Below are 22061 nucleotides of genomic sequence, written 5' to 3'. Positions count from 1 at the left end.
GCTGACGAACTGGATAAAGTGCACACCGCCATATTCTGTCCCGGTCAGTGAAAGCGGTGCCACGAAGTCCACCATGTCATCGGTCTTGCGACCGAATGTGAGCGTGCCATATTCGCGTGTCGTCAGTCCAACATAAGCCTGGCGATCAAAGAGACGGTTGTTCGACGACAGTTGCCCGTTGTCTACGTTGAATCCACTTTCCAAGGTGAAGATGGCCTTCAATCCGCCACCCAGGTCTTCGGCCCCGCGCAGCCCCCAGCGGTTGTACTGCACTGAGCCGCCTGGATAATTCTGGAATGCTTAACACAGGTGGCCGTTGACCAACCTGGCTGTACGCACCTCCCTCAGAAAAAGTATAAAGCGTTTCCCGGGTTATCCGGTTCCTGTCGAGTGGGTCGTCATCCGGGACTTCCCCTGTCAATGCGTGTAATGCGGCTGGCGACATCGTAAGCGTCGTCAGTTGCAGCCGTGACTGTTCGCGGTCCGGTAACAGGTGGTTCCGCCCGGCCCCTTAGCCACGCCTTTGCCATTCATCGTCTTGGCTTCGCCACCCCGGTTGGTCTGGGTAGTGCGCACTCCATTCTGATTCGCCTGGGACGTCCAGGCCGTGCCGGAATTCCGGTTATAGCCGCCCGCCGTCTGTCCATTTCCACATACGGTTTCACCGCGCGAGTTCGTCGCGCATTCCGCAAATGCGTGCGGGGTTGCCATCAAGCACGCCAGTATCACCAAAAACTTCATGACTGTCTCCTTGTGAAGAGCGTGCCAAAATGTGAAGGTAATCGGCTCGTGACGACAAAATGCCAAGTCTGAGCAGTTAATCAGCCGGAACGAACCGCCGACTATCAGTGTGGGTCTTATATCGCCTTCGGCATCGCATCGGGTCAAAATTTTGGGCATCCGCACTATGGAGCGATCCGATGATCATCGCCGTGCGTTTCTGACCGGGGCAACGGTCAATGCACTGGCTTACGTCCATCCGTGCGCTTAAGCCATCCATGTGCCGTCGGAGTCCCGCAATCGGCAGTCGTCGCGGCTGCACAGAAGTTGGAACCAGGAACTTACCCGGCGCGTCTCCCGTTGCGACCAATGTCGCCGCTTAGCAATGCATATCTGACGGGCAATGTGTTGAGATCCGTCGTTTCCCGTCACGAGCGTAACCGTATCCTTGTCGCCGATGCGCGAAGCGCTTGCGGTTCTCGGCCACTAGTTCGCTCATGAACTCAGCCAGCCGCTCACAGCGATACTGGACAACGCGCAGGCAGCGCAGCGGTTCCTCGACGCCGACCCGCTCAAATCTGGCTGAGGCGCGCGAGACGTTGAATGACACTGTCGAAGACAACTGTCGGGCAGGCCATCCTCGATGGTTGACAACGACTTGCCCGTCGTGCGCGCTTTCGCATCGAAAATCGGGCCGACTGCACGCGGTTTCTTTTTGATTGCCGACATTATTGCGTCCGCCATGTCCGCGCTGACAGACGCAAGCGCCTGGCTCTGTGCATCAACAACTGCGTCATAGCTATCGCCGTCGACCCGCTGAAGCACGACGGATTTTCCATTGAGTACCCGCGTGGAATCCGGTGTAAGTATTGACCAGACAATCGCAAGCACCGCACCCGTCCCGGGCGTAGCGTCGAAAATCCGCACGTTGATGGCGAGCCGGACTGTCGCCCGGTCAGTCGTCTGCGATGTAGCGGAGACACGAGCATCGCGGAAAAGCTGTGCCAGATCTACTGCTATGACGTTCCCGATCTGGGTTTTCAAAGGCTCGCTCCACCGGGCAGCCTCCACGATCCGAAGCTGTGACTGGTTGATACGAACCACCAGTTGGGGCCGATCGACTTCCTCTGGAACGGTTACATAGTCCACGACGATAGCAAGCGGGATACCCGGGTCCAGGTCCTGGTTTGGTTCCCCGGAACTCAGCCTATAGACGCCTCCCGCAGGAGTGCTTGCACACGCGCCTATTAACAACAGCAGCGGTATTACTGCAGGAAACCGGCAGAAGCGCTTCACTTCTCGACTCCGTCCTCCGCCGACCTTCGAAAGCCATGTCGGATTCGGATAACTTTCCAGTACGCCACGAATATGGTCTTGCGTCGAACATCCAGCATATTCCGGTCCTGAAATTGGAGACGACACGACTCCTTGTCGTCACGACGCAAACTGTCGACGCACAGGTCATTCCGTGGCTGCCACTGCATTGAACCGTGTCAACCTGCCCATCACGTTTCGCACTATTTTTTATGAGATCCGCAGCACGTAAATCTGGAAGCAGCCGTTTCAGAACTTTGTTCCAGTTGGGCACAAGGTGACGTGCGCATCTAAAATTAGATGTGCGAACGAGTATGTGATGTGAAGTTCAATCTTTCTTCTCAGCGCCCATGCGTCGCATGCGCCCCGCGCGCCTTCTCCCGGCGCCATGTGGCAGGTGGTTTGCCCACAACCCGCTTGAACGCTCGTACGAATGCTGCTTCCGAGGCATAACCGACTTCCAGTGCTACTGAACCAACCGTCGCATTTGTGTTTCGCAAAAGCGTCGCGGCCACCTGCATTCGCCAATTGAGCAAGTACTGCATCGGGGGTAGCCCGATCATCTCCAGAAATCGCTCATGCAATGCCGAGCGTGACAAGCCGACCCGGTCGCCCAACTGCTCTACAGTCCATTCCTTTGCCGGGTCATCGTGCACAAGCGCAAGCGCGCGACCAACGAAGCGGTCCCGAAGCCCCGCAGGCCAGCCCCTGCTCTCCTCCGGCAACAAGTCGATATATCGGCGCACCGCATCGACGAACATCATTTCGCTCATGCGTTCGAGCATCGCCTCGCCACCCGGCCGCTTACTCCGGGATTCCGCAACGGCCTGATGCATGAAGTGGGTAATCCAGTCCTGCCCGCCCGTCGATGTGAGGTGCAATAGCCGCGGCAGCGTATCGATCAACGGATTGAACGGCCGTAGATCGCAGCCCAGGAATCCGCACACCAGCTCTATCTCGTAGCGTTCATCGCAAGGCATGTCGTCGTTGCCCTCGATCGCGTCGAGATTCAACGTGAAAGGTAGCTGGTCGACTCTTTCAGACAATCCAGCGACATTTGCCTGCGCTCGCATGCCAGGCGCGCTTGAAATGACGTGCGCATCCCCATGCGGGAAAAGGATGATGTCGCCGCACTCGAGACGTACGGGTGCTTCGCCGACTATCGCACCCCAACACCTTCCCCGCGTGACGACGTGATATTCCATCACGTGCTCCGATTCCGGCATGACGGCATCGGCGATCTCGCGAGCGGGAGGCGCTTCCGCGGCCCAGTTCCGGCGGCCATTGACGCGATAAAAGAGCGCCCCACGCAGGCGTACGGTGCGCAGCACATCGGAAAGGGTGTCGTGGCTCATATCGGTCTCTCATGAACCATGTGGCCTCGCGCCATACCTTCGGCCATCGGCGTTCAACCTCGGGCATCCCTGGCCTCAATGTGCGCCATTGCCCAAGGGCATGCGATCAAGTTTGCCGGAGTCGCAGCATACCTTGCAAGTCGCCACGCTGTAACGAAAGACACGTGAGCAATTCATGGCGACTTGCGGAAAGGTGCGACCAAAACCGCCAGGACATACTGCACTTGCTCGCCGGTCAAGGCGATCCTCGAGACTTCCCGGAGAACGACCATGCAAGCTCTGCACACTATCTCAGCCGCCGATACGCTGCCCTCGGTGCAGCCTGACCTCGCTGCCATCAAGTCAAAGCAGCAAGCGACCTGGGCAAGCGGAGATTTTGCCGTAATCGGTACGACGTTGCAGATCGTCGGCGAGTCCCTCGCCGAGGCTATCGATGTGCGAGCCGGCGAACGCGTCCTCGATGTCGCAGCGGGTAACGGCAATGCCACCCTCGCCGCCGCCCGCCGGTTCGCCCACGTGACATCGACAGACTACGTCCCCGCCTTGCTCGAGAAGGGCAAGGCACGGGCCGACGCCGAAGGTCTGGAGGTTGATTTCAAGGTCGCCGATGCAGAAGATCTTCCGTTCGAGGACGCCAGCTTCGACGTTGTGCTGTCCACCTTCGGCGCGATGTTCACGCCGGATCACACGCGTCCCGCCAGGGAAATGCTGCGTGTGCTTCGCGACGGCGGACGCATCGGACTGGCAAACTGGACGCCCGAAGGATTCATTGGCCAGTTGTTCAAGCTGATCGGCGGCTACCTTCCTCCGCCCGCCGGGCTCAAGTCCCCCGCGCTCTGGGGAACCGAGCCACACATCGTCGCTCTGTTCGGCTCCGAGGCCACTGACATACTGTGTCAGCGGAAACAGTTCAATTTTCGCTACCGCTCCGTGGCGCATTGGATCCAGGTCTTTCGCGAATTCTATGGACCGACGCTGAAGGCTTTCGCCGCGCTCGACCCGTCAATGCAGACGGCACTGGAGCAGGACATCGCAGACCTGCTGGATCGGTTTAACGTCGCGGGAACGTCGTCGCTTGTGGTGCCGGGTGAATACCTCGAAGTTGTGATCCGCAAACGTTAGGGCGCGAGATCAGTTTGAACGGGTATTTGCAAACTCACTCACGCGCTCACAGAGACTTCACAGAGTATTGAAGGTCGAAAAGCGGACCCGAAGCAGCCGGACACCTCATCGGAAACTCAACGGCTGCTATCAAATCTCAGAAGTCGCAGGTCCCTCGCGAATAGTTGACTGCACGGATCTGTGCAAATACACGCATACAACATTTCCGGAACGCGGATAGAATAGCCGCGCTACACTCGCAATCATGAAACTGCTCCGGACCATCCTCATGCTGCTGCTTTGCACGGTGCTGCCCATCAGTGGGCTGGCAGCGAGCGGCATGGTCGGGGAATGTCCGATGCAACAGTCAATGGCAATGGGGGACGGCACGTCCGCCATGTCCGGCTGCGACTCCATGAAATCGGCCTCGACCGACAAGGCAAAAGGTGGTTTCTGCAAGGTAACGGCCCAGTGCCAGTTCGGCAGTTTGTACTATCCCGCTGTAACCGCAACCGTCAGCCATCCCACGTCCGTGGGAAGTCGCGTCGTCTTCCACTATGCACAGTCGCTCACCGTCCGGGAACCGGGCGGGCTGTGGCGACCTCCTCGAGCAATCTAATCCCTTGCTGACTGGTTCACCGCGTCTGCGGTGAGGTCGTCCTGCGTCCAGGACGTGGATTCCCTATGGGTCTCCGCCGTTGGGGTTAGAACATGCAACCAAAACCTATCAGCACGCCACTGCGCTGGCGTGCACCACTGCGCGCGCGCTTGCTCGTCGTCTCGCTGATACTCGCGAGCGCCGCCGCGCACGCCCAGAACGCATCCTTCACGCTTGAGGCCGCCTTGCAATCGGCGACCGACCGCTCGGCTGCGATGCAGGCAGCGCAGGCATCGGAACGCGCCAGCTCGGAAGCCGCCGTCAAGGCTGCCCAGTTGCCGGACCCGATGCTCAAGGCTGGTATCGACAACCTGCCCGTCACCGGGCCACAAAAATTCACCATTGGCCAGGACTTCATGACGATGCGCCGTATCGGCATCGAGCAGGAATGGGTCTCGGGCGAAAAGCGGCGTCTGCGGTCGACATTGGCCAACCAGATGGTCGGTCGTGAACACGATGGCTATCTGCTGCAACTCGCCAACGTCCGGCAGCAGACGGCAGGTGCATGGCTGAACGCCATCTATGCAAAGAAAGCCGTGTCGCTGCAGCAGGAACTGCTGGACCACATGAACCACGAACTCGCCGCGACGAAAGCCTCGTACCGGGGCGCAAAGGCGACGGCCACAGATGTCGTGCAGGGTCAGGCGATGCTCGCGCAGACGCAGGACCAGGTGCTCAAGGCCGGGCAAACGTACAAGACTGCCCTCATCGCGCTTTCGCGCTGGACCGCGACGCCCGTTTCCGACGTCACAGGTGAACCGCCCGCGCCGGCGTCGTTCGTGTCGTCGCTGCCCCCCGACGAACTGAAGCAGGTCCAGCCCACGCTGGTAGCCGCAGCCGACGACATCGCTGTCGCCGACGCCGACACGGCAGTCGCGAACAGCGAGCGCAGTCCCAACTGGACATGGGAGGTTGCGTACCAGCAGCGCGGTGGTGCGTACTCGAACATGGTGTCGGTTGGCGTGAGCATTCCGCTACCCATCAACCGCAAAAACCGCCAGAACCGCGACGCCGCCGAGAAGGCAGAGCTCGCCACCAAGGCGCGCCTGCTTTACGAGGACACACAGCGTCAGGTTGAAGCGGATATCCAGGCCCAGTCAGCCAATCTCGCCAGCGGCCGCGAACGCATCGCCAATCTCAGCCAGTCGCTGCTGCCTGCAGCCGACCAGCGCGTGCAGCTTGCGAACGCTGCCTATCGGTCAGGGACTGGCTCGCTTGCCGATACATTCGCGGCACGTCGCGCGCAGCTTGATGCGCAGCTTCAGGTGCTCGACCTCAAACGCGATGTTTCCCAGACCTGGGCCCAGCTCGAGTACCAGGTTGTGCCATCGACGATGGCTGCTGGCCAGTGAAGGAGAGAACGATGATGAATAAACCACTGGTCCGCGCGGTTCTACTGGTATTCGCCGGCGCGGCCCTGCTTGGCGCAGGCTACTTCGCGGGCACACGTCACGCCGCAACAAACGGAACGGGCGCATCCGTGAATGGTGCGGCGACAACTTCAACGGGCGACAAGGTCGACGCGAAGACAGGCCGGAAGGTGCTCTACTGGCACGACCCGATGGTGCCTGCGCAGCACTTTGACAAGCCCGGCAAGTCGCCCTTCATGGATATGCAGCTTGAGCCCGTCTACGCGGACGAAGGCGGCGGTGCGGCGGGCGTCAAGATTGACCCCGGTTTGCAGCAAAACCTCGGCATCCGCTATGCGACCGTGCACCGGCAGGACACCTCGGACGGATTCGACGCGGTGGGCACCACCCAGTTCGATGAGTCACGGGCTGACGTCGTGCAGTCGCGCGTGACCGGCTATATCGACCATCTGTACGCCAGCGCTCCGATGCAGCGGATAAGCAAGGGTGCGCCGATAGCGTCCCTGTTCGTGCCCGACTGGCTCGCGCCGCAGGAAGAATATCTGTCGCTCAAACGCGGCGGGATGGACATGGGATTGCTGGAAGCATCACGCGCGCGAATGCGTGCGCTCTCGATTCCGGACGGGCTCATCGCCAGCCTCGACCGGACCGGGAAGGTTCAGACACACGTCGTTCTCTCGTCGCCCGAAACCGGCGTGGTGAGCGAACTGAACGTGCGGGACGGTGCTCAGGTGACGCCCGGTCAGACGCTTGCGAAGGTCGCTGGTCTCTCGAAGCTCTGGCTCATCGTCGAAATTCCGGAAGCGCTCGCGCTGAGCGTGAAACCCGGCATGACGGTCGACGCCACGTTCTCTGGCGACCCGACCCAGCACTTTAACGGACAGATACGTGAAATCCTGCCGGGCATCAGCACCACGAGCCGTACGCTTCAGGCGCGTCTTGAAATCGACAACGCTGCGCTGAAGCTGACGCCCGGCATGTTGATGCGTGTGCGCGTCGGCGGCGAGAAGTCGGTTTCGCGGCTGCTGGTGCCCTCGGAGGCGGTCATCACGACGGGCAAGCGCTCGGTGGTCATCGTGAAGAACGCGAATGGCCGCCTGCAACCTGTGGCGGTTACGGTCGGCAACGATGTCGGCAATGAAACCGAGGCGCTCAGCGGCCTGAACGATGGCGAGACGGTCGTCGCGTCCGGCCAGTTCCTCATCGATTCAGAAGCCAGTCTGAAATCGGTGCTGCCACGGCTCGAAGGCAGTACGGGCGCAGGGGCAGCTCCTGAGGCAGCGGCGTCTGCGCCCGCTGCAGCTGCGCCTGCGAGTGCGGCCTCGACCTACGAGACAACCGGCAAGGTCGAACACGTCACGGGCAAGGACATCACTTTCTCGCATCAGCCTGTGCCGGCGCTCGGCTGGCCCGCGATGACGATGACGTTCAGCAAGCCGGCATCCGATGCATTCCCGGACGTGAAGCCAGGCCAGACCGTCCATTTCGCCTTCAAACAGTCGGATGACGGCTACAAGCTCACGAAGGTTGAACCGGCAGGAGGCACGAAATGATTGCGCGCCTCATCCGCTGGTCCGTCCATAACCGGTTCCTCGTGCTGCTTGCAACAGTGCTTGTCACCGCATGGGGCGTGTATTCGGTGTCGCATACGCCACTGGATGCGCTGCCGGACCTCTCTGATACGCAGGTCATCATCAAGGCGTCGTATCCGGGCAAGGCGCCGCAGGTCATCGAGGACCAGGTGACCTATCCGCTCACAACGACCCTCCTGGGTGTTCCCGGCGCGAAGACCATCCGTGCGTATTCATCGTTCGGCGATGCGTTCGTCTACGTGCTGTTCGATGACAAGACTGACCCGTACTGGGCCCGCTCGCGGGTGCTCGAATATCTGAACCAGGTGCAAAGCCGCCTTCCTCAGGGAGCGACCGTTTCGCTCGGCCCTGACGCAACAGGGGTGGGCTGGGTGTACGAATACGCGCTCGTCGACAAGACCGGGAAGCACGACCTCGGGCAACTCAGAGCGCTCAACGACTGGTTCCTGAAGTTCGAGCTCAAGGCCGTCCCGGACGTTTCCGAAGTGGCGAGCGTCGGCGGGATGGTGCGTCAGTATCAGGTCGTGCTGGACCCGGACAAGCTGCGCGCGTACGGCATCACCCAGGCGATGGTGGCCGACGCGCTCGGCAAGGCCAACCAGGAGTCCGGTGGCTCGGTCCTCGAACTCGCCGAATCGGAATACGTGGTTCGCTCGTCAGGCTATCTGCATTCGCTGGATGATTTCCGCAATGTTGTTCTCCGGACCAATGATGCGGGGACGCCGGTGCTGCTCGGCGATGTTGCGCGCATCCAGATTGGGCCCGAACCGCGTCGGGGCATTGCAGAACTCAACGGTGAAGGCGAAGTGGCCGGCGGTGTCGTCGTGATGCGTTCCGGCAAGAATGCGTTGACGACCATCGAGGCGGTGAAGTCAAAGCTCGCTGACCTGAAGCGTTCGTTGCCGGCCGGCGTCGAAGTCGTGACGACCTACGACCGCTCACAGCTCATCAAAAACGCGGTGGACAACCTGAAGGACAAGCTCATCGAGGAGTTCATCGTCGTCGGGATTGTCTGTGCCGTGTTCCTGTTCCATCTGCGTAGCGCGTTCGTGGCCGTCCTGTCGCTGCCGCTTGGTGTGCTGGCTGCCTTCATCGTGATGCGTTATCAGGGCGTCAATGCGAACATCATGTCGCTAGGCGGCATCGCGATTGCAATCGGCGCGATGATTGATGCGGCCATTGTGATGATTGAAAACGCCCACAAGCATCTGGAGGCATTCGAGCATGGACATCCTGATGAACCGATAACGGCTGCACAGCGGTGGGAGCTGATTGCAACGTCAGCCGCCGAAGTCGGTCCAGCACTCTTCTTCTCGCTGCTCATCATCACCTTGTCCTTTATCCCGGTGTTTTCACTGGAGGGACAGGAAGGCAGGCTCTTCTCACCACTGGCGTTCACGAAGACGTACACGATTGCCGCTGCTGCCGGTCTGTCGGTAACGCTTGTGCCCGTGCTGATGGGATACCTGATTCGCGGACGCATCCCGCATGAAACATCCAATCCCATCAATCGTGTGCTGGTGCGCCTGTACCGGCCGTTGCTCGAAGTCACGCTGCGGCGTCCCTGGTTCACCATCGGACTCGCTGTCGTCGCGCTCGTACTCACCGCGATTCCCCTAACGAAGTTGGGGGGAGAGTTCCTGCCGCCGCTCGACGAGGGTGACCTGCTTTACATGCCGACGGCGCTCCCCAGCATTTCGACCGAGAAAGCGGCCGAGCTGTTGCAGCAGACCGACCGGCTCATCAAGACGGTACCCGAAGTGGCGACGGTGTTCGGCAAGTCGGGCCGCGCTGAGACTGCCACGGACCCGGCGCCGGGTCTCGAGATGTTCGAAACCACGATTCAGTTCAAGCCCCGGAGCCAGTGGCGCCCCGGCATGACGCCGGAGAAGCTCATGGACGAACTCGACCGGACCGTGAAGGTGCCAGGGCTGTCAAATCTCTGGGTTCCGCCCATTCGCAACCGGCTGGACATGCTGTCGACGGGTATCAAGACGCCGGTCGGCGTGAAGATTTCCGGTGCCAACCTTTCGGAGATTGACCGGATTGCGACGCAGGTTGAAGCGGCGGTAAAGGATGTGCCCGGTGTGACTTCTGCACTGGCAGAACGACTGAACGGCGGCCGTTACATCGACGTCGACATCAACCGGCAGGCGGCCGCTCGCTATGGACTTTCCGTAGGCGACATTCAGTCTGTCGTCTCGTCGGCAGTCGGTGGTGAAAATGTGGGCGAGGTCATTGCGGGCCGGGAGCGGTTCCCCCTCAACATCCGCTATCCGCGCGAGGTCCGCGACTCGCTGGAGAAGCTGCGCCAGTTGCCGGTTGTCACGGAGCGTGGCGCGCAGATACAGCTTGGCGATGTCGCGGACATCCGTATTGCCGACGGCCCGCCGATGATTCGTAGCGAAAATGCGCGGCTTTCGGGTTTCGTCTACATCGATATACGGAATGTTGACCTGCAGTCAGCGGTGAAGGCGATGCAGCAGGTCGTTGCGCAGAAGGTGGCATTGCCACCTGGCTACTCAATTGCGTGGTCTGGTCAGTTCGAGTACCTGGAGCGCGCATCGGCGAAGCTGCGCACCGTGATTCCCGTGACGCTCGTCGTCATCTTCGTGCTGCTGTTCCTGACGTTCAACTCGGCTGCCGACGCGCTCCTCCTGATGTCGACGGTGCCTTTCGCGCTGGTCGGCGGATTCTGGTTCATCTGGATACTGGGTCATGCCGTATCGGTCGCGACATCCGTGGGATTCATCGCGCTCGCCGGTGTTGCAGCTGAGTTCGGCGTCGTCATGCTGCTCTATCTGAAGGGTGCTCTCAACCGGCGACTCGAACTCGGTGAGCCTCTTGACGAGGCCACGCTGCTCGACGCGATTCGCGAAGGCGCCGTGCTGCGCGTGCGGCCGAAAGCGATGACGGTGGCAGTCGTGCTCGCCGGCCTCATTCCCATCATGGTCGGCCATGGCGCCGGCTCCGAAGTGATGCAGCGCATCGCCGCGCCCATGGTTGGCGGGATGGTGACCGCGCCCATCCTCTCGATGTTCGTCATTCCCGCCGCCTGGTTCCTGTTGCAGCGCCGTCGCGTTGCGCGAAGCGAGGACACGCGGTTTTCTCATGCAGTACCTTCCGGCACGAAAGTGCCATCAACCGAAACTGGAGAGATTCAATGAAGAAGATGATTGTTGCGTTTTCAGCTATCGCAGCCGTTGTGGCTGCACCGGCGTTCGCAGGTGACGACATGGCCGGCATGAGTATGTCCGGTAAGCCTTCGGCGACGAAGGCATCAGCCAGCGCGGCCTTGACGGATGCCGAGGTCAAGAACGTCGATACGGCCTCGGGCATGGTCACACTGAAACACGGCGCACTCGAAAACGTTGGCATGCCGCCGATGACCATGGCCTTCAAGGCAAAGGATGCGGCGATGGTCAAACAGGTTCACGAAGGTGACAAGGTGAAGGTGCGCGTCGAAAACGTCAACGGGATGCTGACCATCGTGAAAATGGAAAAATAGTCCTGACATCGGACTGGCACGCAAAGATATCGGGCTTGCAGTGAACCGCAAGCCCGCGCTCCCAGTATGCAAGCTTTGTCCACCCCGAGGCGTGGATTTGACGTGACGATGATCCTGCTCGATCAGGTTGTTCAGGTACTTTGACGATCGCAATATCGTGTCTTCCGGTAGTAACGTCTCAGTCTTCCACGCACCGCTTGGTGAGACGCCGCGTAGCAGTCCAGCTTGATCGTTTTTGGAACACGCCCCTGACTCTTGATGGCCCTCGCGAAGAAGGCTTGGGCCTTGGCGACATCACGCCTGGCGTTGAGCCGAAAGTCAACCGTTTTGCAGGATCGATCAACCGCACGGTAGAGGTAGACCTATTTGCTCCGGATCTTCACGTACGTCTCATCGACCCGCCGCGACTGACCGGCTCGCACGGCGAAGCGATTCTAGCGCTTGATGAACTCGGGAGTGAAACGCTTGCCCCAACGCCTAATCGTCACGTGTGCGAGCGACAAGCCGCGTTCGGCCATCATTTCGACGAGTTCGTGAAGGCTGAGCTTGTAACGCAGGTACCGGGGGGCACACAGGACCATGACTTCGCGGTCGAAGTGGCGGCCATTGAACAACGAATCGATGTCTCGGAGCGCACTCATGGTGAGTTCGCATTCGCAAATGACCGGGGTAGCGCCCCGCCCCTCCGAATTGCACCATGAGCCAATGAACTCAACCGTTGTCGTCGATTAGCTTCACTTCCGGAATCATTGCCGCCTGGCCGCGAAGGTTTCCCGACGAATCTGTGAGCTGCCACACGGTGGCGTGTTCGATCCAAAAGCGCGCGCCGGATTTGGTGATACGTACACCTCGATATCCGGTGATGAAGCCAGCGCGCGTGACCTGATCGAGGAACGCCTGACGCTCGCTTTGCTCGGGAGCTTCCGCGGAGAGGCGCGAAGGCAGTGCCGTGAGTTCGCTCCAGTCGTATCCGAAGATATCCTGCGCGCGCTTGTTGCCATAGACGAAGATGGGATCCGTAGCGGTATTGTGCGCAAGAATGCCAAACGGGGCGGTCCGGTAAAGCCACGCCGCACCTTCGGACACGGTCATGCCATCGGGAGCGAGCGACTTCCCGAGTAGCCGGCGGTAGCTGTCGGAGAGGAGAAGGAAGAAGTTGGTGTTGGTGTCGGTGCTCAGTAGCATCGGAAAAGGCTCCTGCGAATGTATCGTTCGGACATGCGGCCTGGGACGACGTTCGGTTACAGCTTGACGAGCATAACGGTCCAGATTGTGGCGGGACCACTCGAATCGCAGCTGCTCTCACCGGATCTGCTTGAACAGGTAGCGCGTGACATGCGAACGCAACTAGCATGTCCGGTCCAGTAACTATCCCGGAAGTCACATAGCACTCTCGCCCCAGAAGGGGGATGACACGTGCATGGACAATATGTCAGGCAGCGTTCACCGCGGCCTTGAAGGCATTGCCAGCCGCAAACCTGACGGTCTTCGCCGCCGGGATCGTGATGGTCTCGCCCGTCGACGGGTTACGGCCACTACATTCGGCACGTGCACCCGTCTAAAACGATCCAAAGCCGACAAGCTGCAAGGTCTCGCCGCGCGTCACGGCAGCGGTCACGGCGGCGAGGATGGCATCAACGGTTTCACCCGTGCTGGTTGTGCTCTCGCAGGTGCGAGCGGCGACCGCATCAGTGAGTTCCTGCCTGTTCATGTGAGTTGCTGTTGAAAAACGTCCGCACGTCGTGGACAGGACGCAACCCTAACGCATGTGTATAGTGCCTGGCAACCCACAAGGCTTTCGGAAAGGCATCGCAGCCGTACGCATGAGTTTTATCAGGCGGACCATATACGCGGCCGCGGGATTCTGTCCCAACAGGACTGGACAAGCAAGCGAGTGCCCATATCGCTCACACAACTAAGGTTGTAGCTTCCGGTGTGCATCGCAACACTTCCCGAACTCCCCCGCCCTGTATGGCACCGAGCCCCAAGCCCGTTTCAACTAAAGTTGTGTCTATTCCCGGTGGCAACGTCAACTAAAGTTGTAACGCAATGTGCGGTCTCAACTGATGTTTCGCGGCGGTCGTCGGCACAACAGGAATACGCCGGCGGTTTGGCGCGTTTATACCTATGTCGATGCCTGCGTTAGCGATGGGCCGCACGGTGCGTCCGCAGCGTAGCGGAAAGCTGGAATCGGTCGAGTGAAGCGAATACCTCGCCCGATATCTCTCCAAAAGAGCCTTCTTCAGGCGCCCCAACCGGGAGATCACCATGAAGCAGTTTCGGATTATCGTTGCGTGTCTGGTCGTCTGCGGGATTGCCGTGGTCTCTGGATCCGCCGTCGCGGGCAGCGATACGAATCGAAGCGCCGACGGCGCGTCTAGTAGTTCAGAAAACTCCTCAGGCGGTGGTTACTGAACGCCGCGAGCCGCGTCGCACCGTCCCGTAAAGGTCGATGTGATCGCGGAGGCGTGACATGACCCGACGCTCACGGCTGCGCGCTGTTGGTAGCCCGAATGAGGGGCTGGCGAACATCGTCGATCTTGAACAGTGGGCAAAGGTCGACGAGTTCTCGTTGTCATGCGACCGGCGTGACCTGTATCGACGGCGAGAGCACGCTATCCGCCTGTATCTCGACGGCGCCACGGACGCGCAGATCAATTCGAGCTGTAGCATGAGTCGCGCACAGGCGTATCGCCTGTTGACGGAATGCTGCCTGAGGCAGCATCCCGATGGGCGTGTCTACCGGCTGGCGTGGCCTGTTACCGCACGCGCGCGTGAAATCTTACGAGCGGACATCGCCACTCAAGCTCAATGCATGGAGTGGAGGGGCCGTCGGTGCGCTGCAATGGGTATTCGAATCGCCGACAGGACGCGGTTTTGAAGCCAGCTTGCGCGAGCGGATCCTCGGCAAACGCGGTGAGCTCGAAGCTCCGCGGCGACCACGTATGTCGGTCTTCCGGTGGTTTCTGGCCGAGTTGCGTCGCTGGGGCTTCGAGCGCCGTGGAGAATGGCCGTTCAACGTCGAAAAGCGCGGTTACGTGACCCTCACCCGCTACATCGATCGGGTACTCGCAGAGCACCCCGTTCGAGCGCGTCAATTGAGTGGTGGCGAAGAAGCAGTGCGCAAGGCACGCACTGGCGACGGTACGCGCCGACCACTGATAGCCCCCTTCGAGCGCGTCGAATGCGACGCACACAAGCTCGATTCCCGGATGATGGTGTGAGTCCCGTCTCCGCACGGCGGCGCCGAGCCGCGGATAATTCATCGTCTGTGGGTTGTGGTCCTGATCGAAGTCGCCTCGTGCGCAGTGCTCGGCTACCACCTCAGCTTACGGCGCGAATGTAAAGCCGAGGACGTACTGCGCGCCGTGCGATGCGCGCTCATACCGTGGACCGCGCGAGCTCCATTTGAGCAATGAAGCGTACGTGCCGGGCGCGGGCTTACCTTCATATCGTCTCTCACAACTTTTGGGGGCGTGCTGGGACGAATTCAGCGTTGATGGAGCGCTCGCCAATACCTGCGCACGTGTCGAAAGCGTATTGCGCGATGTTGTAGGCGCAAGGATCATCAAACCACAGGATCCAGCAAGCTACAGCCGCCGGCGCAGCAAGGACGACAGGCCGTTCGTCGAGTCGTTCTTCGGGCACCTGACGACCGGCGGATTTCATCGACTGGCTACGACGACAGGTAGTTCGCCAGCATCCAGACGCGGCACTGATCCTGAAGCTGCAGCGTTCGTTACCCGGTTTCAATTCGAGTATGCGCAGGAGCTGCTTGACGCGCTGATCGCGAACTACAATGCGACGCCCCATTCAGGACTGGGCTATCGCAGCCCGCTCGAACAGCTGGAACGATTGATGGCCGACGGCGAGACGCCACGGCCACGTACGGCCGATGCGGACCCGGTTCGCCGCATGGTTAGTACGCGCAAGCTCTGTACGCTCCCCTTACGTTGCAGCAGACTTTGTTGTGCGCCGATACGGACAAAAAAAAGGCGCCACGTTGCCGTGGCGCCTTCAAAAAGTTCTAGCCATTCCGAGGGCCGTGCTAGAACCTGAGAGACGGTACTGAAGAAATCCTGCCTTCGAAGCTCACTCGAAGCGAGCCGAACCGGACTAACACCGACGCGCGGACTGGTTGCACGCGCAATGATATGCGGGCGATGTGCGCGCGGGCACACCTTTTCCGGTTTCGAAATATAGTTCCATTTTTTATGGTAATGCTGACTAAGTCAAGCAAAATTTGAGCGGTTCGACGGGCCTCCATCTCACAATCCGATACAATGAATGGTCGTACGAAAAAAGGACTTAGGCCTTGCTGAGAGAAGGCCGAGCGCGGCCTGGAGGCGTCTGCCTCTCGACGCGCGTTCAACTATAGTGAAATAACGTTTCATAAAAACCACATGAACCAGTCATCGACGCGTCCGTCTGCCACCGATCCGCTGAAGGAAAAAGACGGCTCCGGCGACGAGGTCACTGCGCTCGCGCGCGGCCTGACTGTGCTCCGGCGCATTGCCGCCGCCGACGCGCCGCTCTCCAATCGCGAGCTGACGGAACTGACGGGCATTCCGAAGCCGACCGTCTCGCGGATCACCGCGACGCTCGTCAGCGCAGGCTTTCTGTTTCGCCTGCCCGACAGCGAGCGCTTCGTGCTCACGTCGTCGGTGCTCGAACTGAGCAATGGTTTCCTGCGCAACTTCGACATCCGCGCGCGTTCAAGGCCCTTCCTGATCGAACTCGCCGAGCGCACGTCGCTATCGGTGCATCTCGCCGTGCGCGACCGGCTCGACATGGTCGTCATCGATGCGATCAAGCCGCGCTCGGCCGTGCTGGTGTCGCGCCTCGACGTCGGCTCGCGGATGGACCTGAGCCGCACGGCCGTCGGCCGCGCGTATCTCGCCGCGCTCTCCGAAACGGATCGCCAGAGTCTGCTGACGGGCCTGCAGGCCGCGGCAGGCGACGAGTGGGGGCACATCAGCAGCCGCCTCGACGCGGCGCTGCGGGAAACGGCTGCGCAGGGCTTCGCGATCGCGACGGGCGAATGGTACGAGGGGCTCAACGCGATCGCGGCGGGCTTCATCGGACCGTCGGGCGAGCGCTACGCGGTCAATTGCGGCGGCTCCGCGCATCAGTGCCCGCGCGACTGGCTCGTGTCGCGCGCGGCGCCCGTGCTGCTCGAAACGATCGAAAAGATCGTCCATGAGATCGGCGGAACGCCGGGACGCCGGCTCGACGATTGAGCTTCGCGCGGCGAGACGTGTCGACGCGCGTCGACTCGCGCCGCTCTCCCCGCCGGTACATCCGTCACCGCGCCACCTTGCGCGGACGCTCGGCGAGGCAGCAGGCTTTCAATTTACTCACCCGTATGTAACGGTCGTAATCCGCCGAAAAATACGCCGCTGGACTGTAACTCGGCCGGGGACGTAGCATCATGCTTTCCCGCGCGCCGACGCCCGGCGCAACCGGTTTCGGCGCGGCCGGCCACGATGCCTGTCATACCTGTCATATGCAACGCGACGCGCATCGGCAACGGCCAGCCCCGTCGAAGCGGCCCTCGGACCGGTCATCCGTTGCAGCAGCGCGAGCGCTGCCGCGGCAACGCGACGTCGGATGCGCAGCGGGCAAAAGCACGGCCATCAGGGAGGAGCCGTCATTCATGTCGACAACGCGACAGGCCGCGAGCGCGGCCGCCGTCACCGTCACGTCATGGTCATCTCGATGAGCCGCGCATCGCGTAGCATCGCGCGGACGAACGCGCAAACAGGCGCGCAGACAAGCGCGAGCACGACAACCCGCGCGCGGCAGGCATCAGTTCGCGCGCCGCGCATCGCACGTTTGCTTCAATTCACGCCAGCCATTTGATCGAACCGATGGACGAACAAAAAAATCAGCCAGAATCTTCACGCAACGCCGGTCCGTCCAGCCCTCCTCCCGGACATGAGCCCGGACCCGGCGCCGTCAGGCGGCATCGCGGCCGCACGATCGCGCTGATCGTCGCCGTCGTGATCATCGCGGCGATCGTGCTGGTGCGCTGGCATCCGTGGAACAGGAGCGACGCCGGCGCGAGCGCGGCAGCGGGTGCAAGCGGCGCGCAGGCGGCGCGCGGCGGACGGCGCGGCGGCGGCGCGGGCGGCATGAACCAGCCGCAGCCCGTCCACGTGGCCGCGGCCACGCAAGGCGAAATGCCCGTCGTGCTGAACGCGCTCGGCACGGTGACGCCGCTCGCGAACGTCACGGTGCGCACGCAACTGACGGGCACGCTGCAGACGGTCGCGTTCCAGGAAGGCCAGATGGTGAAGAAAGGCGATCTGCTCGCACAGATCGATCCGCGCCCGTATCAGATCAGTCTCGCCAACGCCGAAGGCACGCTTGCGAAGGACATGGCGCTCCTGCAAACCGCCCGCATCGATCTGAAGCGCTATCAGACGCTGTTGTCGCAAGACTCGATCGCGAGCCAGCAGGTCGATACGCAAGCGTCGCTCGTGAGGCAGTACGAAGGCCAGGTCAAGTCCGATCAGGCGAACATCGATACCTTCAGGCTCGATCTCGTCTATGCGCGCATCACGGCACCCGTGTCGGGCCGCGTCGGCCTGCGCCAGGTCGACCCTGGCAACTACGTGACGCCGGGCGATACGAACGGCGTTGTCGTCATCACGCAATTGCAGCCGATCAGCGTGATCTTCACGACCTCGGAAGACAACCTGCCCGCCATCCTCAAGCAATTGCACGCGGGCACGAAGATGTCGGTGACGGCGTATGACCGCAGCAATACGACGTCGCTCGAAGCGGGCTATCTGGAAACCGTCGACAACCAGATCGACACGACGACGGGCACCGTGAAGCTGCGTGCGACGTTCCAGAACAACGAAAGCCTGCTGTTCCCAAATCAGTTCGTCAATACGCGCCTGCTCGTGAACGTCGTGAAGAACGCCGTCATCGTGCCGACGTCGTCCGTGCTCAACGGCTCGATGGGGGCGTTCGTGTATGTCGTGAAGCCGGACAACACGGTGACGGTGCGCCCCGTGAAAGTCGGCCCCGTCGACGGCGAGCGCACCAGCATCGCGTCGGGCCTGCAGGTCGGCGAGCGCGTCGTGACGGACGGCTCGGATCGCCTGAAGGAAGGCGCGAAGATCACCATTCCGGCCGACCGTCCCCGTGGCGCGTCGGGTGCTTCGGGCGCGTCGGCTGCACGCGCCGGATCGGGCGCATCGCCTGCATCGCCTGCATCTGGTGCGGCCGGCGCATCCGGCGCGCATCGTCACCGGCACGCGTCGCAGACGTCGGCGGAATAAGGTACTGGCTTTCGCATGAATCCATCCCGCGCCTTTATCCTGCGCCCGGTCGGCACCGCCCTTCTGATGGCGGCGATCATGCTGGTCGGGCTCGTCGCGCTGCGCTTTCTGCCGCTTTCCGCGCTGCCCGAAGTCGATTACCCGACCATCCAGGTGCAGACGTTCTATCCGGGCGCGAGCCCCGACGTGATGACGTCGTCGGTGACGGCGCCGCTCGAGCGCCAGTTCGGGCAGATGCCGTCGCTGAACCAGATGTCGTCGCAAAGCTCGGCGGGCTCGTCGATCATCACGTTGCAGTTCAGTCTCGATCTGCCCCTCGACGTCGCCGAGCAGGAGGTCCAGGCCGCGATCAACGCAGCGGGCAATCTGCTGCCGTCGGACCTGCCCGCGCCCCCCATCTACGCGAAGGTCAATCCCGCCGACGCGCCCATCATCACGCTCGCGATCACGTCGAAGTCGCTGCCCCTCACGCAGGTGCAGGACATCGCCGACACGCGCCTCGCGCAGAAGATCTCGCAGGTCGCGGGCGTCGGCCTCGTGAGCCTGTCGGGCGGCCAGCGCCCTGCCGTGCGCATCCAGGCGAACCCGCGCGCACTCGCGTCGTATGGCCTCAATCTCGACGATTTGCGCACGACGATCTCGAACCTCAACGTCAACACGCCGAAGGGCAACTTCGACGGCCCGACGCGCGCGTACACGATCAACGCAAACGACCAGCTGACGGACGCCGACGCGTACAAGAGCGCTGTCGTCGCGTACAAGAGCGGCCGCCCCGTGATGCTGACGGACGTCGCGAGCATCGTCTCCGGCGCGGAGAACACGAAGCTCGGCGCATGGGTGGACAACACGCCCGCGATCATCCTGAACGTGCAGCGCCAGCCGGGCGCGAACGTGATCCAGACGGTCGACAGCATCAAGAAGCTGCTGCCCACGCTCCAGCAATCGCTGCCCGCCGCGCTCGACGTGCAGATCGTCACCGACCGCACCACGACCATCCGCGCGTCCGTGCGCGACGTGCAGTTCGAGCTGCTGATGTCGGTCGTGCTGGTCGTGCTGGTCATGTACCTGTTCCTCGCGAACATCTACGCGACGATCATCCCGAGCCTGTCGGTGCCGCTTTCGCTGATCGGCACGCTCGCCGTGATGTACCTGTGCGGCTTCTCGCTCGACAACCTCTCGCTGATGGCGCTGACCATCGCGACAGGCTTCGTCGTCGACGACGCGATCGTGATGATCGAGAATATCGCGCGCTACGTCGAGGAAGGCGACACGCCTCTCGAAGCCGCGCTGAAAGGCTCGAAGCAGATCGGCTTCACGATCATCTCGCTGACGGTCTCGCTGATCGCCGTGCTGATCCCCCTGCTCTTCATGGGCGACGTGGTTGGGCGCCTGTTCCACGAGTTCGCGATCACGCTCGCCGTCACGATCGTGATTTCCGCCGTGGTGTCGCTCACGCTCGTCCCCATGATGTGCGCGAAGCTGCTGCGCCACACGCCGCCCAAGGAAAGCCACCGCTTCGAAGCGAAGGCGCACGCGGCGATCGACTGGATCATCGCGCGCTATGCCGTCGCGCTGGAATGGGTGCTGAACCGGCATCGCTCGACGCTCGTCGTCGCCGTGCTGACGCTGGTGCTCACGGGCGTGCTGTATGTGTTCATCCCGAAGGGCTTCTTCCCGGTGCAGGACACGGGCGTGATCCAGGCGATCACGCAGGCGCCGCAATCGGTGTCGTACGCGTCGATGGCCGAGCGCCAGCAGCAACTCGCCACCGAGATCCTGAAAAATCCGAACGTCGAGAGCCTGACGTCGTTTATCGGCGTGGACGGCAGCAACATCACGCTGAACAGCGGCCGCATGCTGATCAACCTGAAGCCGCGCGACGACCGCGACGCGACGGCGAGCGAAGTGATCCGTCAGTTGCAGCGCGACACGTCGCACATTCCGGGCGCGACGCTCTACATGCAGCCGGTGCAGGATCTGACCATCGATTCGACGGTGAGCCCGACGCAGTATCAGTTCATGCTGACCGATCCGAACATCGAGGAATTCTCGACGTGGGTGCCGAAGCTGATGGAGCGCCTGCAGCAGTCGCCCGAACTCGTCGACGTGGCCACCGATCTGCAGAACAACGGCCAGTCGGTGTACGTGGAAATCGACCGCGCGTCGGCGGCGCGTTACGGCATCACGCCCGCGACCGTCGACAACGCGCTCTATGACGCGTTCGGCCAGCGCATCATCTCGACGATCTTCACGCAGTCGAACCAGTACCGCGTGATTCTCGAAGCGCAGCCGCAGATGCAGCACTACACGGACTCGCTGAACTCGATCTATCTGCCGTCGTCGACGTCGACGGGCGGCCAGGTGCCGTTGGCGTCCATTGCGAGCTTTCATGAGAAGCCCTCGCCGCTGCTCGTCACGCATCTGAGCCAGTTCCCGGCCACGACCGTATCGTTCAACCTCGCGCCCGGCGCGTCGCTCGGCGCGGCCGTCAAGGCGATCGAGCAGGCGGAGAAGGACATCGGCCTGCCCGCGTCGTTCCAGACGCGCTTCCAGGGCGCGGCACTCGCGTTCCAGGCGTCGCTTTCGAACGAGCTGTTCCTGATTCTCGCCGCCGTCGTCACGATGTACATCGTGCTCGGCGTGCTGTACGAGAGCTTCGTGCATCCCGTGACGATCCTGTCGACGCTGCCGTCGGCGGGCGTCGGCGCGCTGCTCGCGCTGCTGCTGACGGGTCACGATCTCGACATCATCGGCATCATCGGCATCGTGCTGCTGATCGGCATCGTGAAGAAGAACGCGATCATGATGATCGACTTCGCGCTCGAGGCCGAGCGCGTGCACGGCAAGCCGCCGCGCGAGGCGATCTATCAGGCGTGCCTGCTGCGCTTCCGCCCGATCCTGATGACGACGATGGCGGCGCTGCTCGGCGCGCTGCCGCTGATGCTAGGCACGGGCGCGGGCTCGGAGCTGCGCCGGCCGCTCGGCATCGCGATTGCGGGCGGCCTGATCGTCAGCCAGTTGCTGACGCTCTTCACGACGCCCGTGATCTATCTCGGCTTCGATTCGATCGCGCGGCGTCTGCGCGCGCGCTTTCATCGTGACGGCCATTCCACGCCGCCCGTCACCGACGCCGACGCCTGAATGAAGAGGC

15 protein-coding genes and 3 pseudogenes are annotated in these 22061 nt (G+C 61.8%); 11 read left to right on the top strand and 7 right to left on the bottom strand.

Going from position 1 to position 22061, the window contains the following annotated elements; translation table 11 throughout:
- Window positions 1–15: 15 nt before the first annotated feature.
- From VSR68_RS18390 to VSR68_RS18370, 4 genes and pseudogenes are all read right to left on the bottom strand, one after another.
- A pseudogene (locus VSR68_RS18390) lies at window positions 16–279 on the bottom strand (porin); the annotation flags it as partial.
- A 177-nt stretch (window positions 280–456) separates the two neighbouring features.
- Window positions 457–741, bottom strand: coding sequence for a hypothetical protein (locus VSR68_RS18385; RefSeq protein ID WP_342941194.1), 285 nt, complete (start codon window positions 739–741; stop codon window positions 457–459).
- A 474-nt stretch (window positions 742–1215) separates the two neighbouring features.
- Complete coding sequence (locus VSR68_RS18375; protein WP_428983530.1) at window positions 1216–2016, bottom strand: PqiC family protein; 801 nt, start codon at window positions 2014–2016, stop codon at window positions 1216–1218.
- A gap of 359 nt (window positions 2017–2375) precedes the next feature.
- Window positions 2376–3389, bottom strand: a complete 1014-nt coding sequence (locus VSR68_RS18370; protein WP_342941193.1) for an AraC family transcriptional regulator — start codon at window positions 3387–3389, stop codon at window positions 2376–2378.
- 270 nt (window positions 3390–3659) lie between these two features.
- Between VSR68_RS18370 and VSR68_RS18365 the strand changes: the two genes are divergently transcribed.
- The 6 genes from VSR68_RS18365 (at window position 3660) to VSR68_RS18340 (ending at window position 11618) form a co-directional block, all read left to right on the top strand.
- Window positions 3660–4511, top strand: coding sequence for a class I SAM-dependent methyltransferase (locus VSR68_RS18365; protein WP_342941192.1), 852 nt, complete (start codon window positions 3660–3662; stop codon window positions 4509–4511).
- 244 nt (window positions 4512–4755) lie between these two features.
- Window positions 4756–5109 (top strand): hypothetical protein, encoded by a 354-nt coding sequence (locus VSR68_RS18360; protein WP_342941191.1) that lies wholly within the window; start codon window positions 4756–4758, stop codon window positions 5107–5109.
- Between the two features lie 92 nt (window positions 5110–5201).
- Complete coding sequence (locus VSR68_RS18355; RefSeq protein ID WP_342941190.1) at window positions 5202–6500, top strand: TolC family protein; 1299 nt, start codon at window positions 5202–5204, stop codon at window positions 6498–6500.
- Between the two features lie 11 nt (window positions 6501–6511).
- The gene (locus tag VSR68_RS18350) at window positions 6512–8071 is read left to right on the top strand and encodes an efflux RND transporter periplasmic adaptor subunit (protein WP_342941189.1); all 1560 of its coding nucleotides are present in this window, start codon (window positions 6512–6514) and stop codon (window positions 8069–8071) included.
- Entirely contained in the window at window positions 8068–11277 is a 3210-nt protein-coding gene (locus VSR68_RS18345) for an efflux RND transporter permease subunit (RefSeq protein WP_342941188.1), read from the top strand. Before VSR68_RS18350 ends, VSR68_RS18345 begins: the two co-directional genes overlap by 4 nt.
- Complete coding sequence (locus VSR68_RS18340) at window positions 11274–11618, top strand: copper-binding protein (protein ID WP_342941187.1); 345 nt, start codon at window positions 11274–11276, stop codon at window positions 11616–11618. The genes VSR68_RS18345 and VSR68_RS18340 overlap by 4 nt, the downstream gene beginning before the upstream one ends.
- A 93-nt stretch (window positions 11619–11711) precedes the next feature.
- Here the strand turns inward: VSR68_RS18340 and VSR68_RS18335 are convergent.
- The 3 genes and pseudogenes from VSR68_RS18335 to VSR68_RS18325 form a co-directional block, all read right to left on the bottom strand.
- Window positions 11712–12259, bottom strand: a pseudogene (locus VSR68_RS18335) (IS6 family transposase); the annotation flags it as partial.
- Window positions 12260–12329: 70 nt separating this feature from the next.
- Window positions 12330–12803 (bottom strand): MEKHLA domain-containing protein, encoded by a 474-nt coding sequence (locus VSR68_RS18330; RefSeq protein WP_428983529.1) that lies wholly within the window; start codon window positions 12801–12803, stop codon window positions 12330–12332.
- A 247-nt stretch (window positions 12804–13050) separates the two neighbouring features.
- Window positions 13051–13329 (bottom strand): annotated as a pseudogene (locus VSR68_RS18325) (HU family DNA-binding protein).
- A gap of 1018 nt (window positions 13330–14347) precedes the next feature.
- Here VSR68_RS18325 and VSR68_RS18320 point away from each other — a divergent pair.
- The 5 genes from VSR68_RS18320 (at window position 14348) to VSR68_RS18300 (ending at window position 22051) form a co-directional block, all read left to right on the top strand.
- Window positions 14348–14842, top strand: coding sequence for a hypothetical protein (locus VSR68_RS18320; RefSeq protein ID WP_342941186.1), 495 nt, complete (start codon window positions 14348–14350; stop codon window positions 14840–14842).
- A gap of 184 nt (window positions 14843–15026) precedes the next feature.
- Window positions 15027–15677: a hypothetical protein gene (locus VSR68_RS18315; RefSeq protein ID WP_342941185.1), complete on the top strand. Its 651-nt coding sequence runs from the start codon at window positions 15027–15029 to the stop codon at window positions 15675–15677.
- Between the two features lie 344 nt (window positions 15678–16021).
- Complete coding sequence (locus VSR68_RS18310) at window positions 16022–16858, top strand: IclR family transcriptional regulator (RefSeq protein ID WP_342941184.1); 837 nt, start codon at window positions 16022–16024, stop codon at window positions 16856–16858.
- A gap of 630 nt (window positions 16859–17488) precedes the next feature.
- A complete protein-coding gene (locus VSR68_RS18305) occupies window positions 17489–18910 on the top strand; it encodes an MdtA/MuxA family multidrug efflux RND transporter periplasmic adaptor subunit (protein WP_342941183.1) in 1422 nt (473 codons plus the stop codon).
- A 15-nt stretch (window positions 18911–18925) separates the two neighbouring features.
- Window positions 18926–22051 (top strand): MdtB/MuxB family multidrug efflux RND transporter permease subunit, encoded by a 3126-nt coding sequence (locus VSR68_RS18300; protein ID WP_342941182.1) that lies wholly within the window; start codon window positions 18926–18928, stop codon window positions 22049–22051.
- Window positions 22052–22061 lie beyond the last annotated feature (10 nt).

Origin of the sequence: Paraburkholderia phymatum (assembly GCF_038900715.1) — a bacterium.
Classification (GTDB): domain Bacteria; phylum Pseudomonadota; class Gammaproteobacteria; order Burkholderiales; family Burkholderiaceae; genus Paraburkholderia; species Paraburkholderia phymatum_A.
The sequence above is the reverse complement of the archived record's forward strand: the minus strand, read 5'-3'. Positions and strand labels throughout refer to the sequence as shown.

What these genes read in the sequence shown, in the direction of transcription:
- VSR68_RS18300 (WP_342941182.1), top strand. Translation starts at nt 18,926, where the DNA reads ATGAATCCATCCCGCGCCTTTATCCTGCGCCCGGTCGGCACCGCCCTT.
- VSR68_RS18320 (WP_342941186.1), top strand. Translation starts at nt 14,348, where the DNA reads ATGGGCGTGTCTACCGGCTGGCGTGGCCTGTTACCGCACGCGCGCGTG.
- VSR68_RS18340 (WP_342941187.1), top strand. Translation starts at nt 11,274, where the DNA reads ATGAAGAAGATGATTGTTGCGTTTTCAGCTATCGCAGCCGTTGTGGCT.
- VSR68_RS18345 (WP_342941188.1), top strand. Translation starts at nt 8,068, where the DNA reads ATGATTGCGCGCCTCATCCGCTGGTCCGTCCATAACCGGTTCCTCGTG.
- VSR68_RS18365 (WP_342941192.1), top strand. Translation starts at nt 3,660, where the DNA reads ATGCAAGCTCTGCACACTATCTCAGCCGCCGATACGCTGCCCTCGGTG.
- VSR68_RS18360 (WP_342941191.1), top strand. Translation starts at nt 4,756, where the DNA reads ATGAAACTGCTCCGGACCATCCTCATGCTGCTGCTTTGCACGGTGCTG.
- VSR68_RS18350 (WP_342941189.1), top strand. Translation starts at nt 6,512, where the DNA reads ATGATGAATAAACCACTGGTCCGCGCGGTTCTACTGGTATTCGCCGGC.
- VSR68_RS18355 (WP_342941190.1), top strand. Translation starts at nt 5,202, where the DNA reads ATGCAACCAAAACCTATCAGCACGCCACTGCGCTGGCGTGCACCACTG.
- VSR68_RS18370 (WP_342941193.1), bottom strand. Translation starts at nt 3,389, where the DNA reads ATGAGCCACGACACCCTTTCCGATGTGCTGCGCACCGTACGCCTGCGT.
- VSR68_RS18330 (WP_428983529.1), bottom strand. Translation starts at nt 12,803, where the DNA reads ATGCTACTGAGCACCGACACCAACACCAACTTCTTCCTTCTCCTCTCC.
- VSR68_RS18310 (WP_342941184.1), top strand. Translation starts at nt 16,022, where the DNA reads ATGAACCAGTCATCGACGCGTCCGTCTGCCACCGATCCGCTGAAGGAA.
- VSR68_RS18305 (WP_342941183.1), top strand. Translation starts at nt 17,489, where the DNA reads ATGGACGAACAAAAAAATCAGCCAGAATCTTCACGCAACGCCGGTCCG.
- VSR68_RS18385 (WP_342941194.1), bottom strand. Translation starts at nt 741, where the DNA reads ATGAAGTTTTTGGTGATACTGGCGTGCTTGATGGCAACCCCGCACGCA.